The 15,626-nt window shown below is 69.7% G+C and carries 11 protein-coding genes; 5 read left to right on the top strand and 6 right to left on the bottom strand.

Going from position 1 to position 15,626, the window contains the following annotated elements; genetic code table 11:
- The first annotated feature begins 229 nt into the window (after nt 1-229).
- Nucleotides 230-4,204, top strand: coding sequence for a type VII secretion protein EccCa (eccCa, locus tag CIB93_RS32470; protein ID WP_096632136.1), 3,975 nt, complete (start codon nt 230-232; stop codon nt 4,202-4,204).
- A 280-nt stretch (nt 4,205-4,484) separates the two neighbouring features.
- On the opposite strand, the gene CIB93_RS32465 is transcribed toward eccCa, so the two are convergent.
- The 6 genes from CIB93_RS32465 to eccB all read right to left on the bottom strand — a co-directional run bounded on the left by CIB93_RS32465 (nt 4,485) and on the right by eccB (nt 11,692).
- A complete protein-coding gene (locus CIB93_RS32465; RefSeq protein ID WP_096632135.1) occupies nt 4,485-4,784 on the bottom strand; it encodes a WXG100 family type VII secretion target in 300 nt (99 codons plus the stop codon).
- Nucleotides 4,785-4,819: 35 nt separating this feature from the next.
- Nucleotides 4,820-5,173 (bottom strand): WXG100 family type VII secretion target, encoded by a 354-nt coding sequence (locus CIB93_RS32460; protein WP_096632133.1) that lies wholly within the window; start codon nt 5,171-5,173, stop codon nt 4,820-4,822.
- A 75-nt stretch (nt 5,174-5,248) separates the two neighbouring features.
- Complete coding sequence (locus CIB93_RS32455; protein ID WP_096632132.1) at nt 5,249-6,511, bottom strand: S8 family serine peptidase; 1,263 nt, start codon at nt 6,509-6,511, stop codon at nt 5,249-5,251.
- A gap of 1,664 nt (nt 6,512-8,175) precedes the next feature.
- The gene (locus tag CIB93_RS32445) at nt 8,176-8,649 is read right to left on the bottom strand and encodes a hypothetical protein (protein WP_096632129.1); all 474 of its coding nucleotides are present in this window, start codon (nt 8,647-8,649) and stop codon (nt 8,176-8,178) included.
- A gap of 152 nt (nt 8,650-8,801) precedes the next feature.
- Nucleotides 8,802-10,022, bottom strand: a complete 1,221-nt coding sequence (gene mycP / locus CIB93_RS32440; RefSeq protein ID WP_257002463.1) for a type VII secretion-associated serine protease mycosin — start codon at nt 10,020-10,022, stop codon at nt 8,802-8,804.
- A 143-nt stretch (nt 10,023-10,165) separates the two neighbouring features.
- Complete coding sequence (eccB, locus tag CIB93_RS32435) at nt 10,166-11,692, bottom strand: type VII secretion protein EccB (RefSeq protein WP_096632127.1); 1,527 nt, start codon at nt 11,690-11,692, stop codon at nt 10,166-10,168.
- A 183-nt stretch (nt 11,693-11,875) separates the two neighbouring features.
- Between eccB and eccE the strand changes: the two genes are divergently transcribed.
- The 4 genes from eccE to CIB93_RS32415 form a co-directional block, all read left to right on the top strand.
- A complete protein-coding gene (gene eccE / locus CIB93_RS32430; protein ID WP_096632126.1) occupies nt 11,876-13,231 on the top strand; it encodes a type VII secretion protein EccE in 1,356 nt (451 codons plus the stop codon).
- Nucleotides 13,228-13,938 carry a hypothetical protein gene (locus CIB93_RS32425; RefSeq protein ID WP_096632124.1) on the top strand — a complete coding sequence of 237 codons (711 nt, stop codon included), beginning with the start codon at nt 13,228-13,230 and terminating at the stop codon, nt 13,936-13,938. Before eccE ends, CIB93_RS32425 begins: the two co-directional genes overlap by 4 nt.
- An 86-nt stretch (nt 13,939-14,024) precedes the next feature.
- Nucleotides 14,025-14,258 (top strand): DUF397 domain-containing protein, encoded by a 234-nt coding sequence (locus tag CIB93_RS32420; RefSeq protein WP_096632122.1) that lies wholly within the window; start codon nt 14,025-14,027, stop codon nt 14,256-14,258.
- Between the two features lie 382 nt (nt 14,259-14,640).
- Nucleotides 14,641-15,626: SCO5717 family growth-regulating ATPase (locus CIB93_RS32415; protein WP_257002462.1), on the top strand; the 986-nt coding region annotated here is incomplete at its 3' end.

Below are 15,626 nucleotides of genomic sequence, written 5' to 3'. Positions count from 1 at the left end.
TGCCCTGGCTCCTGCCACGCCCGCGCGTGCCCCGGCCTGCTGCCGCGCGCGCTTCCGCCGGTCCCGAATGACCGTGTTCACGCGACAGTTAGCGGATGCGTACACGCATCGCGACACCCTACCGCCATGGGGTGCTCGCCACGCCAGTAGGATCCATCCCGCGGATGGGGCCCGTCGCCACGGGGGCGCCGATAGGAACACTTCCGTCCGGCAAGGGAATTGGTGAGCTGTGAGCCAGATCGTCGTCAAGCGCCCACCGCGGGCCCTGCCCACCGAAGTGCCGGTCGAACAGGTGCAGTTGCAACCTCCGCCGGAGCTCCCCCGAGGCCAGCAGGAGGGCGCTCTGATGCAGCTCCTGCCGATGCTGGGCATGGGCGGTTCGGTCGTCTTCTTCTTCATGACGCCGAACCCGATCATGCGCATCATGGGCATGATCATGATCGCGTCGACGGTCGCCATGGCCATCGCGATGCTCGTACGGTACCGGCGGGGCACCCAGGGGCAGCTCGCCGATCTGCGCCGCGACTATCTGAAGTACCTGACGCAGACCAGGCGCACCGTGCTCAAGACCGCGCGCAAGCAGCGCGACGCGCAGTTCTACCTCCACCCCTCTCCCGAGCAGCTGTGGGCGCTCGTGGCCGAGGGCAGCCGGGTGTGGGAACGGCGGGCCGGTGACGCGGACTTCGCGCAGGTGCGTATCGGTCTGGGCGGTCAGGAACTGGCCACGCCGCTCATCGCCCCCGAGACGGCGCCCGTCGACGAGCTGGAGCCGCTGGCCGCCGGTGCGATGCAGCAGTTCCTGGCGACACACTCCACGGTGGACGGCCTGCCGATGGCCGTCTCGTTGCGGGCGTTCTACCACCTGACGATCAGCGGTCACGCGGATTCCGCGCGCTCGGCGGCGCGTTCCGTGGTCGGCGGGCTGGCCTCCCTGCACTCCCCCGAGGACCTGGTGATCGCGGTCGCGACGGGCGCGGAGGCGGCACCGCAGTGGGAGTGGGCGAAGTGGCTCCCGCACGCGCAGGCCTCCGGGCCGGGGGACGGCGCCGGGAGCCGGCGGCTCATCACGACGAGTTCCCTGGCCCTGGAGGAGCTGTTGGCGGGTCGGCTGGAGGGCAGGCCCCGCTTCCAGCCCGGCGGGCAGCCGCTCGTGGACCAGCCGCACATCGTGGTGGTCCTGGACGGGGAGTCGGTGCCGCCCATGTCGGTGCTCGCCTCGGCCGAGGGCCTTCAGGGTGTGACGGTCATCGAGGTCGTACCGGGCGAGGTCACCGGGGCCCGCGGGGGCCTGTCCATCGTGGTGCAGCCGAAGTCGTTGCAGCTGGAGTCGGGGCAGGGGCTGGTCTACGACGGGGTTCCCGACCTGCTGAGTTACGAGGCCGCCGAGGCGCTGGCCCGGCAGCTGGCCCCGCTGCACATGGCGACGGGCGGGGACGACGACGAGCCCCTGCTGGCCAACCTGGAGTTCACCGATCTGCTGAACCTCGGGGACGCGGCCTCCATCGACGTCGGCCGGACCTGGCGCCCGCGCTCCCAGGCCGAACGGCTGCGGGTGCCGATCGGCGTGGGCGAGGGCGGCGCCCCGGTGATGCTGGACCTGAAGGAGGCGGCGCAGGAAGGCATGGGCCCGCACGGCCTCTGCGTGGGCGCCACCGGCTCCGGCAAGTCCGAGCTGCTGCGCACGCTCGTGCTCGGCCTCGCCGTCACCCACACGTCGGAGACGCTCAACTTCGTCCTCGCCGACTTCAAGGGTGGCGCCACCTTCGCCGGTATGGCGCAGATGCCCCACGTCGCGGCCGTGATCACCAACCTCGCGGACGACCTGACCCTGGTCGACCGTATGGGTGACTCCATCCGCGGTGAGCTCAACCGGCGCCAGGAGATGCTGCGCGACGCGGGCAACTACGCCAACATCCACGACTACGAGAAGGCACGCGCGGCGGGTGCGCCGTTGCAGCCGATTCCCTCGCTCGTTCTGGTCATCGACGAGTTCAGCGAACTCCTCACCGCCAAGCCCGACTTCATCGAGATGTTCGTCCAGATCGGCCGTATCGGCCGTTCCCTGGGTGTACATCTGCTGCTGGCCTCGCAGCGCCTGGAGGAGGGGCGGCTGCGCGGTCTGGAAACGTATCTCTCCTACCGGGTCGGCCTGCGGACCTTCTCGGCCGCCGAGTCCCGGGCGGCGCTGGGCGTGCCCGACGCGTACCACCTTCCGAATGTTCCCGGCTCCGGGCTGCTGAAGTTCGGTACGGAGGAGATGGTCCGGTTCAAGGCCGCGTACGTCTCCGGTGTGTACCGCTCGGGCGCCAACCGGGCCGCTGCGCCGGGTGCTCCGCTTCCGGTGGACCGCAGGCCCGTTCCGTTCACGGCCGCCCCGGTGCCGGTTCAGTACGTTCAGCCCGTGCCGCAGCCCGGTGGCGTACCGGAGCAGCGTGCGGCGGAGGACGACGCGCTGGCGGACACGGTGCTCGATGTGATCGTGCGCCGGCTGGAGGGGCGCGGTGCCTCGGCCCATCAGGTGTGGCTGCCGCCGCTGGACAATCCGCCGTCGCTGGACGAGCTGCTGCCGGGGCTCTCTCCGGTGCGGGGCCGGGGGCTGACGCAGCCCGGTTTCGAGGGCTCGGGCCGGTTGGTCGTCCCCCTGGGGGTGATCGACAAGCCGTTCGAGCAGCGGCGCGACACCCTCTACCGGGACTTCTCCGGCGCCGCCGGTCACATGCAGATCACCGGAGGGCCGCAGTCCGGCAAGTCGACGCTGTTGCGGACACTCATCGCCGGTTTCGCCCTGACCCACACCCCGGAGGAAGTCCAGTTCTACGGACTCGACTTCGGTGGTGGCGGTATGTCCTCGATCGCGGGTCTGCCGCATGTCGGCGGCGTCGCGTCCCGCCTGGACCCCGAGCGGGTGCGCCGTACGGTCGCCGAGGTGTACGGCATCATGGCGCGACGCGAGGAGTACTTCCGCAGCGCCGGGATCGACTCCATCGCCACCTTCCGCCGGATGCGGGCGCGCGGTGAGATCTCGGTGACCGACCAGCCGTGGGGTGATGTCTTCCTGGTCATCGACGGGTGGGGCAGCTTCCGCACGGACTACGAGGGGCTGGAGACGGCGGCCACCGACATCGCGGCCCGCGGACTCGGTTACGGCATCCACCTGATCGTCACGGCGTCGCGTTCCATGGAGGTCCGGGCCAGCCTGAAGGACCACCTCATGAACCGCCTGGAGCTGCGGCTCGGCGATGTGATGGACTCCGAACTGGACCGCAAGGTGGCGGCGAACGTACCCGCCGGGGTACCGGGCCGCGGCCTGACCCCGGAGAAGCTGCACTTCATGGCGGCGGTGCCGCGGATCGACGGCATCAACTCCGACAGCGACCTCTCCGAGGCCACCGCGGCGATGAACCTGGAGGTCACCCGGCACTGGACGGCGGCACCCGCACCTGCGGTGCGTCTGCTGCCGCGTTCGCTCCCGGCGAGCGAGCTTCCGGCGGGGTACGCGGTTCCGGAACGGGGCATCGCCTTCGGCATCGACGAGAACAACCTGGAGCCGGTCTTCCTCAACTTCGAGCAGGACCCGTTCTTCCTGGCGTTCGGCGAGAGCGAGTCCGGCAAGTCCAACCTGCTGCGGTTGATCATCAAGCAGCTGACCGAGCGCTACGACGGGGACTCCTGCAAGCTCTTCGTCATCGACAACCGGCGTTCGCTGCTGGATGTGACCCCGCCCTCGCACCTGGCGGAGTACATCCCGATGTCCAACAACATGGACCATCACATGGTGGCCCTGCACGACCTGATGAAGCGCCGCACACCCTCCGCCGATGTCACGGCACAGGAACTGCGTGACCAGAGCTGGTGGCAGGGCCCCAAGGTGTACGTCGTGATCGACGACTTCGACCTGGTCTCCACGTCGAGCGGCAACCCACTGGCGCCCATCACGGAGATGCTGCCGTTCGCCCGCGATGTGGGTGTCCGCTTCATCATCGCCCGCAGCACGGCGGGCGCGAGCCGCGCGCTGTACGAGCCCTTCCTCCAGCGCATGATCGAGCTGGGCGCGCAGGGCGTGGTGCTGTCGGGCGACCCGAACGAGGGCGACATCATCGGCAACGTACGGGCGCGGCCGATGCCTACGGGCCGGGGCATCTTCGTGACGCGGCGGCGGGGGAACCCGTTGGTGCAGACGGGGCTTGTCGGCGGGGAGGGGTAGGGCGAGGGCGGCGGCGGGGCGGAGCGACAGGGCGGCAGGGGTTGGTGCGCTTTCCCGTTTCCGAACCTGTTTGCCCCTCCGTCTCCGTACCTGTTTACCCTTCCGTCTCCGTACCTGTTTACCCTTCCGTCTCCGTACCTGCGTCCGCATCAGCTTGCGTACCCGTTGCGCTTCCGTACCTGCGTCCGCATCCGCGTACACGACACACGTCAGGGTGGGCACCTCCCGCGCGTGCCCACCCTGACGTGTGTATGTGCTGTTCGTTGACCTCTGCCAGAGATCAGAAGTTCGCTGCGGAGCGCTTGTCGCCGCTGCGGTACAGAGGGGCCGCCTCACGGACCTTCTGCGCGATGTCCTTGAGGTTGTCCCGGATGAACCCCGCGTCCTCGTTCCACTTCACCTGGGACAAGCGGTACGCCTCCTTCGCCTCGCCCTCCCACAGCTCCGAGACCGACGCGACCATGGTCTTGATCTCGTCCAGGTCCTGGGCGAGCTGCTTGCTCTGCCGCTCGATCTCACCGGCCGCGAGATCCAGGCTCGCATAAGTGACAACCGTCGTACCGTCGTTGTTGTTCGCCATGTGGTCCTCCGCTGTAGTCGTCTGAGAAGTGAGGGTCAGAAGCTGTTCAGGCTGGACGCCCTTTCGGTCTCCTTGCTGGAGTAGCCATCGACGACGTCCACGCCCTGGAGGGCCTGTCGAATCTCGTCCTCGGTGTTGCCCGAGATCGTACGCGCGGCCTTGATGGCCTCCTGGAACCGGAGAAGCTGCTTGGCCAGGCTGACCATGCGCTGGTTGATCTGTTCCTGCTTGGCGTTGAACTGGTTGGCGCCGATGCCCTTCCACTTGCCTTCGAGGCTGTCGATGGTCCCGTGGAGCTGCTTGAGCTGCCCCTTCACCGAGTTGAACTTCAGGGTGAGGTCGCCCTCCAGCTTCAGGAGTGTGGCATCGGAGATCTTCTGATCCGCCATGATTCTCTTTCCTTTTCGGTTGGTTCTGTACGGTCCCGGCGGGGCTGGCCGACCGGGGGCACGCGGAACGTACGGTCAGGCGGTGCGACGCCTGCGCATCACGGCGTAGGCCACACCTGCGAGCACGGCCGCCCCTGCTGACACGCCGATGATCAGGCCCAACTGGCTTTCGCCGCCCGAGGAGCCGGAGGACTTGGTCTCCTCCGCCGCTGCGACCTGCTCATCGCTCTTGCCGTCGTTCTTGGCGGGCTGCGGTGTGGCGGAGGCGTCGGGCGCGGACGAATCACCGGGCGCGGACGAGTCGGCAGGGCCGGTCGTCTTCTCCTTGGTGAGCGGGCTGATGTCCGGGGCGCCGGGGTCTCCCTTGCCCTTGAGGATGTTCATCGAGGGGCGGATCAGACCGTGACCGAGGTACTTGCTGCGCTCGCCCTTCTCCCAGTCCCGGCTGGCGGTGTCGAAGAGGACGTTGAGCACTTGGTTGGCGGTCCAGTCAGGGTTGGCGGACCAGACGAGGGCTGCGGAGGCGGAGGCGATGGCGGTGGCTGCGCTGGTGCCGCCGTCGCCGTCGCAGTAGCGCTGGAAGGAGTTGTCGCACCAGCGCGGGATGTCGTTGCCGGGGGAGGCGATGTCCACGGTGGCACCATATTGAGAGTACTCAGCAACCTTGCCTGCGCGGTCCGCCGAGGCAACGCCTACAACCTCAGGGTATGCAGCAGGATAGTCCTCCTTCTTTCCCCTTTTCGCCTCGTTGCCCACAGCCGCAAAGAACAGCTTCCCCTTGCTGCCAGCATATTCAACGGCCGCACGCTCGCGCTCCATGGGGAACTCACTGCCGAACGACATGCTGATGATCTTCGCGTCACTGTCTGCGGCGGCACGGATGGCATCGGCAGAGCTATACACAGTGGACGAGTGCTTGTTCCTGAAATCGGTGTCCGAGACCCTCATGGGAACGATCCGGGCTCCTGGGGCAAGGCCCTTCAGACCGCCGCCCTTCCCCGTGCCAGCGATCAACTCAGCCATGGTCGTGCCATGTCCGTTGTAGTCGTCAGTCTCGTCCCCCGGAGCACCAGTGGCATCGACCCCCGCGAGAACTTGTCCTTGTAGCGACGGGGTGGACGACTTCACACCTGTGTCAATGACAGCGACTTTAATGCCCTCACCTGTCGTGACCTTCCACATGTCCTCAGCCTGCATCGCACTGAGGTACCACTGCTTCGACTGCACATCCGCAGCTGCGGCAGGCTGCGCCGTACCGACGAGGACCACACTCAACGAGGCAGCGAGAGCCAGTGCGCCGCGCACACGCAACCGGGCCCGGCTCGTTCCTGCTGTCATCCCGACTTCCGAACCTTCCCTGGGGGACTACTGCTCGACCACCGGCGGCACTGCTCCGCGCCGACCGACGTTCCATGTTTCTTCGTCTTCTGTGAGGTAGTCAGGACGGGACGAGCCCTTGTTCTCCTCGTTGTCCCGGCTGGAGTTCCGCCCGCCCGCCGGACCACGGACGAGCCCTGCGCCACCGGTCGTGAAGCCCTTGGCGTTCGCGCCGGGCCCTGAAGCGTTGCGGGGAGCACCGACGACTCCATTGGCACCTGTGGCAGGAACGGCTCGCCCACCGGATACACCGGCCCTACCTTGAGGCGCTCCTGGAGCACCGATCACCGTTCCGCGCGACACTCCTCGAGCCGCAGCAGCTCCAGGCACCTGCCCAGACGTAGCTCGTTGGGGGGTTCCGCCCACGATGCCGTTGCCGCTTCCGGTGCGAGGAGCGCCAACCGCGGACGTGCCGCCCGGACCGCCTGTCGGTCGGCCACCGGTCACCCCCGGGGGGCCAGCCGCACCTCCCATGGTCCCAGGGCGACCAACCGCACTACCAGCCGGGCCGTTCGCGGTAGGAACTCCTCCGATAGCCTGGGCCTTGCCTGGGCCCGGCTGGCTGGCAGAACGCGGTAGGCCTGAGGGCCCAGTCGGCCGTGGCGAGCTCGCCTGAACAGGACTCGCGAAGGCTGTCATTGGAGGCGGCGTCGGTCCTCCGACCGGCCCTGCCGTACTCGTAGGCATGGGCGTCGGTGCCACACTAGTAATGGTCGTCGGGGCTGGCGGGGTTACGACACTGTTGATCTCTGTCGAAATGCTCTTCTCAGGCACAGACGCAGACCCGACGGCTCCGACCGGAGTGCGGCGATCTCCAGCGGCCACGGCTTCAGCTTCTCCCAGGACAGCACGCCCCGAAGCGGTAGGTGCCGTGCTGCCGCCTGAGATCTCGGTGCGCTGGGGCGATGGCTCAGGAGAGGGGCTGGGGCCCCTGCCCGCGTCAGGCCTCGGCATGTCGACCTTGAGCCTCTCCTCGAACCGCGGCGGCTCCTGCCCCGCCAGCACCTCCTCAGAGACCGAGTAGTACGACGCCAGCCGGTTGACCTGGTTGATCGCCTCCTGGCGGTTCTTCTCCACCTTGAGCGCAGCCTCGTACTCCGGGTTGCCCTCGATGCGAGCCGGGAACTCGATGTCGTCCGGACGTTTGCGTACCAGGCGGCCGTCGCGCGGGGGCATGGCGCTGCGGACGGAGGCCAGGCCGGTGCCTGCGACGGTGATCTGGGTGCCTGCGGCTTCCGCGAAGTCGCTCAGCCTGGTGGCGTGGGCGACCAGGCCCTTGCCCCATTTGCGGAAGGCGTCGCCGGACTCGCCCTGCCAGTCGACCGCGTCGATGTGGTCGCCCAGTTCCTTCGCCGCGCTCCGGATGGCGTCCCTGGCCTTCCAGAGGGCCTCGCCCGCGCTCTCCAGGTGTTCCGGGTTGGAGTTCTCCACCAGGTCGATCATGGCGTTGAGCTCGTGTCCCTCGAAGGAGGTACGGCCTCCGCTGCGGGGGTTGCCGAAGCCGAAGGACTCCATGATCCGGCCGGCCGTCTCGGACATGTCCGTGACGGTCAGTTGGGCCTGGACGCGTCCCTCGTCCTGCTTCTGCTGCTCCGCAGGCGTCAGGTTCTGCTGCTTCTTGTCGCTCACTCCGCTGCCCACCCGGCGTCCGACTGCTTGTCGTTGTTGGTCGGTGTCGGTTCCGGCTTGGCGGCCTTCTCGCGCTCCTGGTCCATACGCGCCTGGATCTCGTAGAAGCGCCGCCTGATGTCGTCCTCGACGTTGTCGAAGCCCACGGCCGCCGCGTGCACGCCCAGGCTCAGGTACTCGATCTGGTCGCCGAGCGACTTGGAGAGCGAGACGAGGGAGGAGTGGACCCGGTTGTACTGGGTGTAGAGGCCGTCCGCCTCGGCGAAGCGGGCGTTCTGGCCGCTCAGGGAGGCGCGTGTCACCTTCTGGTCGGCCACCTTCGACTTGCCGGCCGCGGAACCCTCGAAGTCCGCCAGCAGGGCGTCGACGCGCTTCTTGAACTTCTCCAGCGCGCCCACTCCGCGCCTGAGGTCACCCGTTCCGCCACCGCCACCTGGATCGGTCACAATGCCGTCCTCCCCGTTCCGCATCCCCGTTTGCTCAGATGGCCCCGCGTTGCTATCGCACTTGCGTGATCCGGTCTGATCTCATCCCGACAACTGTAGTCACTGCGTAGGACAGCGCCAATCGAGTTGGTGGCCACGTGACTTGTGTCATGGCGGCGCCTTCCCCTGTCCCGTCACTACGTGTTGGCCGGAAGGCGCATCATGCGTCGCCGCCTGTCGCGTACCGCCACAGCCGCCCCCGCGATGGCGGCGACCAGGACGCCTCCGCCGACCACCACGTACGTCGCCAGACGCGCGTTTCGTTCGTCGGCCGTTTCGCCCAGGTGGAGTTCGGCGGGTGTGGGGGCTTTGCCCTTGCTCACGCCCTCGTGTGCCACCGGGCGGTCGATCGGCTTGTCGTCCTCGGTCAGCGCGCGAACCGGGTCGACCACACCCCAGCCGACCAGCCGGTCATGGCCCGCGACCGAGCGTTCCGCCGTCTGCTGGATCTGCGCGACGATCTGCTTCTGCGTCCAGTCGGGGTGCTTCGCCCTGATCAACGCGGCGACTCCGGCGACGTAGGGGGCGGAGAAGCTGGTGCCGTGGTCGGCGCAGTGTCCGCCGCCGGGGACCGTGGAGACCATGTCCACGCCGGGCGCGGCGACGCCCACGAATTCGCCGGACTGGGAGAAGGGTGCCCGTTCGTTGTTCCGGTCCGAGGAGGCCACGGCGAGAACACCGTCGAAGGACGCCGGGTAGGTCTCCTTCACCTTGCCGCCGAGTCCGTCGTTGCCCGCCGAGGCGACGACCACGATGTCCTGAGCGAGGGCGGCGTTCACCGCCTGCCTCAGGTCTTCCGACGGCTTCACGGCGTCGGCGGTGTCCTGCGAGATGTTGATGATGTCCGCCTTCGCCGTCCCGGTGGCGTAGCGGATGGCGTCGGCAAGGGTCTTGGTCGTGCCGTTGCCCTCGGCGTCGTTCTGCTGGAGCGGGATGATGACCGCGTCGGGGGCCAGGCCGGTGAAGCCCGTGCCCTTCGCCTGGCGCGCGGCGATGATGCCGGCGACCTTGGTGCCGTGGCCGACCCTGTCCGTGGTGCCGTTCTCCTTGCCGCGTTCGATCTTCCTGCCGTCCTCGTCCTTGAGGTCCTTCGGCAGGAAGTTGCGGCCCGCCCGAACGTCCACGGCGGGCTTGAGCTGTTCGTTCTTGACGTCGACGCCGGTGTCGATTACCGCGACGCGAACGCCCTTGCCGGTGGACTGCTTCCACAGCTCGTCCAGCAGGACGCGTTGCAGCGCCCAGGGGCGGCCCGGGTACTTCTTCGAGGGGAAGGTGCACCGGGTCGTGTCGGCCGCGGCCGCCGGAACCACCGGCAGGGTGACGAGGAGGACCGCTGCGGCCGCCACGGCTGTCAGGATGCGGCGGGCGGGGAACGTCTCCCTTGGCGCGGGAAGCGTCTCCCTCCGCGCGGGGTGCGTCCCCTCGGGCACGGCAGGCGTCTCCTGGAGCACGGCAGGCGTCTCCGTATGTACGGGGTGCGTCTCCACGTCCGTGCCCCTCCTCACGAACCCTGCGGCTGGCTGGCGGCGCCGGTGGAGAGGCGGGGTCCGGTCGGCAGGAGTTCGGACCAGGCCGCCGGTACGGGGGTCGGGTCGACGTCCTTGTAGCCGAGCCGGTTCTGGGCCCTCTGAGCCTCCGCCTGCTGCTCCTCCCGCTCCTCCTTCGAGCTGGGTTCACCGATGCCGGAGGCGTCCTGGCCGCTGTCGCTGTTGGACTGCATCGCGTAGCGCAGCCCGGTGTCGGTGACGAGGAACAGGAAACCGGCGTCCGTCGTCGACCCCTTGAACTGCCGGAAGAACTCGCCCGATCCGGGGGTGACGTAGGCGCTGCTGGAACCGGTGGGGAGCGTCGCGGGGAAGCTCGTACCCACCCAGGTGCTGAGCGTGGTGGCGCCGTTGTCCGCGTCGACTCCGCGCAGCACGTTGCACACCGTGTTACGGCTGCCCTTCTTGACGTTCGGGGAGTTGACGGGTTCGGGCTCGCTGACCGGCCAGTCCTTGCCCTGGCCGAACGGGGCGCCCGGTTCGAGCTCGGCCGCGCTCACCGGCTGCGCGTTGCCCGCCTGCTTGAGGGAGACCAGTTGGCGGCTGCTGAGCAGGAGCTTGGCGGTGAAGTCCGAGACCGGCGCGACCCTGCCCGGCAGGACGACGTACTGCTGGGTCCTGGTTCCCGCCGTGGCGGCCAGGACCATGCCGACCCGGTTCGTCCGCGTGCCCAGGCTCCCGGGGGCGTCGGCGGGGTCGCCCGGCCGTCCGTCCACGGTCGGGAAGGTGATCGGGTCGCCGGTGTGGAGCGTTGCCAGCCAGGAGGCCGAGACCCGCTGGGGCTTGGCGTTCTGGCCGACCAGGGTGCGCAGGAGCAGTTCGTCCTTCTTGACGGGGTAGGCCTTGCCCTCGGCGTCCACGATGTAGCGGGTCCGGTCCGGTCCCTCGACGTACATCAGTTCACCACCACGCAGGCGGTTCTTCCCCTCGGTCTTGTTCTCCTCGCGCTCGGCGAAGATGAAGGCCGCCTTCTGGATGGCCCGGCCGCCCTCACCGGGCCGTTCGCAGACCGCCCAGCGCTTGGCCGTGCCCGCCACCTTGGAGTCGGGCAGCCGGTCGGGGGCGTACGGGATGCCGAGGGTCGCTCCGTGCGGGATCTCGCCGCTGTCCAGGACCGACTCGTCGACGTTGATGACCGTGCCCTTGTCCGGGGCGAGGAGGAGCTTGGCGGAGGCCATGTTCAGTACGGGGTGCAGCTGCTTCTTGCCGTCGGTCGTCAACACCACATACCGGGTGGTGGACTTGCTGGCGATGATGACGTGTTCCTTGGGGGTGTCCCACTTCTGGGGGGCCACCGGCTTGAACATGCCCCAGGCGCCGAAGGCGGCGAGAATCACGACGGCGATGATGGCTCCGGGCAGCACCGCGCGCAGCGGCTTCGGGGCGCCTTCCTCGGAACCGGTCGGGTTGGGTTGCAGGAACTGTGCGATCAACCTCCGCTTCGCGAAGGTGTAGGCGTTGAGCTCATCCCGCCGTGATGCCATGTGTCCGCTGCCTCTTCTCCCCAGTGATCGACCAGGGTCCCACACGCACCGTCGGCCCCCGATGCCGTACCGGGCCCTACTATGCCTGCTGGAGCTCCGCCGCCAGTGCTCAGGTAGGGTGACGACCCGATCAACACCCGTGCAAAAAACGGTGAATACGGACACGAGGGGGGCAACGCGGCAATGGGTGCAGCTACGCGCGAGCGTGCCGGGCGAGCCAGCCGTAGAGCCTCCGGCAGTTCCCGGAGGCAACGCCGCAACGAACCCTCCCCGACGCCCGCCGCCCCGCCCTCCGCCGCCCCCGCGCAGAACGCGCCCGCCGCGACGACGCTCCGCTCGATCTCGCGGACCGGCCGGGTACGTCCCGTGCTGCGGCAGCTGGTCATCATCGAGGCGGCTCTCGGGGTGGCCGCCGTGGGCGCCGCGCTCGGCGGGGCGTGGCTGGTGCCCGCTCTCGTGCTCGTCTGTCTGCTGTTCGCCCTCGCGGTGGTACGCCGTCGGGGCCGCGCGCTCCAGGACTGGCTGTCGACCGCTCTCGCGCTCCGGGCCCGGCGGCGGGCCGCCGCCGCGCCGCCCTCGGACGGGGAGCCGATGCTCGCCCCGGTGGCGGAGAACGTTCCCGGATTCGGCCCGCAGGTCCATGTGGACCGCGCCCACCGGACGGTGGGCATGCTCGGTGACGGTACGTTCCTGACCGCCGTGGTGCGCGTGCAGGCGAGCGGCGAGTCGCTCCGGCCCGCGTTCGGCGCACGGTCGCTCCCGCTGTCGCTACTGGGCGACGCGCTCCAGGTGGACGACATCGTCCTGGAGTCCGCCCAGTTGGTGCAGCAGGTGCGGTGCGCACCGGCCCCGCATCTGCCGCGGCAGTCGGTGGCCCGGCTCTCGTACGCGCCGCTTCAGGACCAGACCGGTGCGCCCGCTCTGCGCCTGACGTGGGTGGCGGTGAAGCTGGATCCGGAGCTGTGCCGCGAGGCGATCGAGGCGCGCGGCGGCGGGATGGACGGCGCGCAGCGCTGTCTGGTGCGGGTCGCGGACCATGTGGCGAGCCGGATCACGGGCGCCGGCTTCCGGGCCGCGGTACTCGACCAGGACGAGCTGAACTCCGCCGTGGCCACTTCCGCATGCGCCAACCCCATCCTGTCGGGCCGGGCGGGCCGGCCTGACGCCGCGCCGCAGCGCCGTACGACGGAGACCTCTCGGGTCTGGCGGTGCGACGACCGGTGGCACACCACGTACGCGGTGGACCGCTGGCCCGAGCTGGGCCGTGGTGCGACGCCGCTGCCGCAGCTGGTCGCGCTGCTGACCTCGGTGCCCGCCTACGCGACTACGTTCAGTCTGACCGTGCGGCGCGGGGCGCGGCAGGGCTCGACGAGCGTGGCCGGTCATGTGCGGGTCACCGGTGGTTCGGACACGGAACTGGTGAGCGTGCGAAGGACTTTGGAGCAGGCCGCCCGGCACGCCAAGGTGGGCCTGGCACGGCTGGACCGCGAGCAGCTGCCGGGCGCCCTGGCCACGCTCCCGCTGGGAGGCGCGCAGTGAGCAGAAGGACCGAGCCCCGGCGCGGGCTGCGCGGCCCCCGCCATGCGGGCCACACCGTGGCCGCCGACCACCTCGGCGCTCTGTCCCTGCCGGTCGGTGACGACGGCGTGATCATCGGCAACGACGCGGACGGGCGCCCGCAGCTGATCGGCTTCCACCGCCCCGTTCCGTACGACGTCACGCTGATCGGCGGCCTGTGGACCGCGCAGGTGCTGGCGTTGCGCGCGGCGGGCACCGGTGCGCGGGTGGCGGTCGAGACCGGGCGGGTCCAGGCCTGGACGACGCTCGCCCAGGCGGCGGGCGCCGGGCTGGAGTGCGTGTCCCTGTACGACGTGGGCCGCGTTCCGCCGACGGGCGCGACCGTGGGCAGCCCGGTGGTCGTGGTGCGGGACTGCGGCATGCGGCCACCACGCGGCCGGGTGGTGTCCTCGCCCTGGCAGTCCGTGCTGACCCTGCTCCCCTATCTGAGCCCCGTCGCACCGCGGTTGATGCGTGCGTCGGCCTTGGTGGGCATCCAGCGGGTGTCGCCCGCCGAGGCCGAGCAGATCGGCCGGATCTTGGGGCTCACGCGGGCCGAGTACGAGGCGCTCCCCACCCTCGCGGACGGCGTCACGCTCTGGGTGGCGGGCCGCGAGCGCCACTGGGTGATGACGAGCGGTACGGACGCCGAGACGGGTCTGCTGGGCGACGCTCGCCGGATGGACTGATTCCTGGCCCGTTCGGGCCACGGACGCTCCTCTCGCCAGGGACCATGGATCACGCAAGGAAACCGTTCGACCGAAGGGACGTCGTCATGGGCACTCAGCAGGAAAAGGACGAGCTCTACGCTCTCGACATCTCGGATGTGAAGTGGCTCAGCGCACCCGGCACCGAGGACGCCGAGGAGCGGGTCGAGATCGCGCATCTGCCGGGCGGTGCGGTCGCCATGCGCTCCTCCCTGGACCCGGACACCGTTCTGCGGTACACGGAGGCGGAGTGGACGGCGTTCGTCCTGGGTGCGCGCGACGGTGAGTTCGACCTCACGTAGGCGCGCCGTAGGCGCACGACGCCCACGAAGGGGGCGCCGCACGGGCCGCCGCGATGGGCTGCCGTAACGCGCCCCCCCTTCATACGGGCACACAACGGACGAACGATGTCCGCACATGAACTGAATTGACCGCCTCGCCGGCACTCCTCCTGTCGCACTTGGTTCAGCCGAGAAGCGACACCTGGTCTTCGGGGCGGCCTTTGACGTGCGATACGCCCTGCCTGAGTTCCCCCGATGGCGATTAGGGTGGGTGGGGGCGCGGCAGAGAACCTGCGAGCAGGTGATGCGCGTCGCAAGGGGGAGAGCCGGGCGGACCGGACATCGGGAACGGTCGCCCCCACCCACCACGGCACAAGGGTGCTCGACCACATCAGGAGGCAAAGTGAACGGCGATCGGGACGAGATCCGCGGCGGATGGAACACGCCCGTCGACGAGTCGTCCGACGCGGATCCCGCCGAGATGACGGGTGAGTTCACCATCGACTACACCCCTCCCGCCTGGTACACGCAGAACGCGGCGGGGGACTCGTCGGGGGGAGCGGGATCGCACCTGGCGCCGCCTCCGCCGCCGAACGGGGCACCCGTGTCGGCGCCCGGCCTGCCTCCCCACGGCGGCTTCGACCCCAACTGGGCGGCCGCACCCCCCGCCCCTGTCGAGCCCGCCGCCCCGGCGGCCCCCGTAGCACCGGAGACGCCCCCCGCGCAGGCGAGCTCCGTGGGTCCGGCCGCCTCGGCCGAGGAGTCCGGTGATCCCGGTGATCCCGGTACGTTCGGCGGCGGTGACGTGGAGAGCGGCGCGACGATGCGGTTCTCGTCGGCGGCGCTCAGGCGGGAGATCGCGGAGCGCGACGCCAAGGCCGCCGCCGAGGGCGGGGCCGGGGCGAAAGCGAAGACCGACGCCGAGGCTGACGCCGATGCCGCCGGCGCAGGCGAGACCGAGGCCGAGACCGGGGCGAAGGCCGGCGCCGGGGACTCTGCCTCTGCCTCCGGTACGGACTCCGAAGTCTCTGTCTCCGGTACGGACTCCCATGTCTCTGCCACCGGTACGGACACGGGTTCCGCGACTCCCTCGCGTACGGACCCGGAGACGGGCTCGACGGACACCTCTGTCGCCCCGGATGCCTCGGATTCCGACGACGCACCCGGCGCCGCGGCGGACACCGCCCCCCAGGACGCTGCCCCGCAGGACTCCGTGCCCCAGGACTCCGTGCCTCAGGACTCCGTGCCTCAGGACGCTCCTGTTCCCAGCGCGGACGCCTCGCAGCCCTCCGCCGCGCCGGTGCCGTGGTCACCGCCCGCGCAGGGCGGCGCGCTGCCGCCGCTGCCGCCCGCCTTCCAGCCCGCCGCCCCGGCGCCCTCCGCCCCGCA

Origin of the sequence: Streptomyces sp. WZ.A104 (genome assembly GCF_002382885.1) — a bacterium.
In the GTDB taxonomy this organism is placed as follows: Bacteria; Actinomycetota; Actinomycetes; order Streptomycetales; family Streptomycetaceae; genus Streptomyces.
This window is presented reverse-complemented; position numbering and strand designations above follow the sequence as displayed.

What these genes read in the sequence shown, in the direction of transcription:
- CIB93_RS32420 (WP_096632122.1), top strand. Translation starts at nt 14,025, where the DNA reads ATGGGCACTCAGCAGGAAAAGGACGAGCTCTACGCTCTCGACATCTCG.
- CIB93_RS32460 (WP_096632133.1), bottom strand. Translation starts at nt 5,173, where the DNA reads ATGGCGGATCAGAAGATCTCCGATGCCACACTCCTGAAGCTGGAGGGC.
- eccE (WP_096632126.1), top strand. Translation starts at nt 11,876, where the DNA reads ATGGGTGCAGCTACGCGCGAGCGTGCCGGGCGAGCCAGCCGTAGAGCC.
- CIB93_RS32465 (WP_096632135.1), bottom strand. Translation starts at nt 4,784, where the DNA reads ATGGCGAACAACAACGACGGTACGACGGTTGTCACTTATGCGAGCCTG.
- eccB (WP_096632127.1), bottom strand. Translation starts at nt 11,692, where the DNA reads ATGGCATCACGGCGGGATGAGCTCAACGCCTACACCTTCGCGAAGCGG.
- CIB93_RS32445 (WP_096632129.1), bottom strand. Translation starts at nt 8,649, where the DNA reads ATGCGGAACGGGGAGGACGGCATTGTGACCGATCCAGGTGGCGGTGGC.
- CIB93_RS32455 (WP_096632132.1), bottom strand. Translation starts at nt 6,511, where the DNA reads ATGACAGCAGGAACGAGCCGGGCCCGGTTGCGTGTGCGCGGCGCACTG.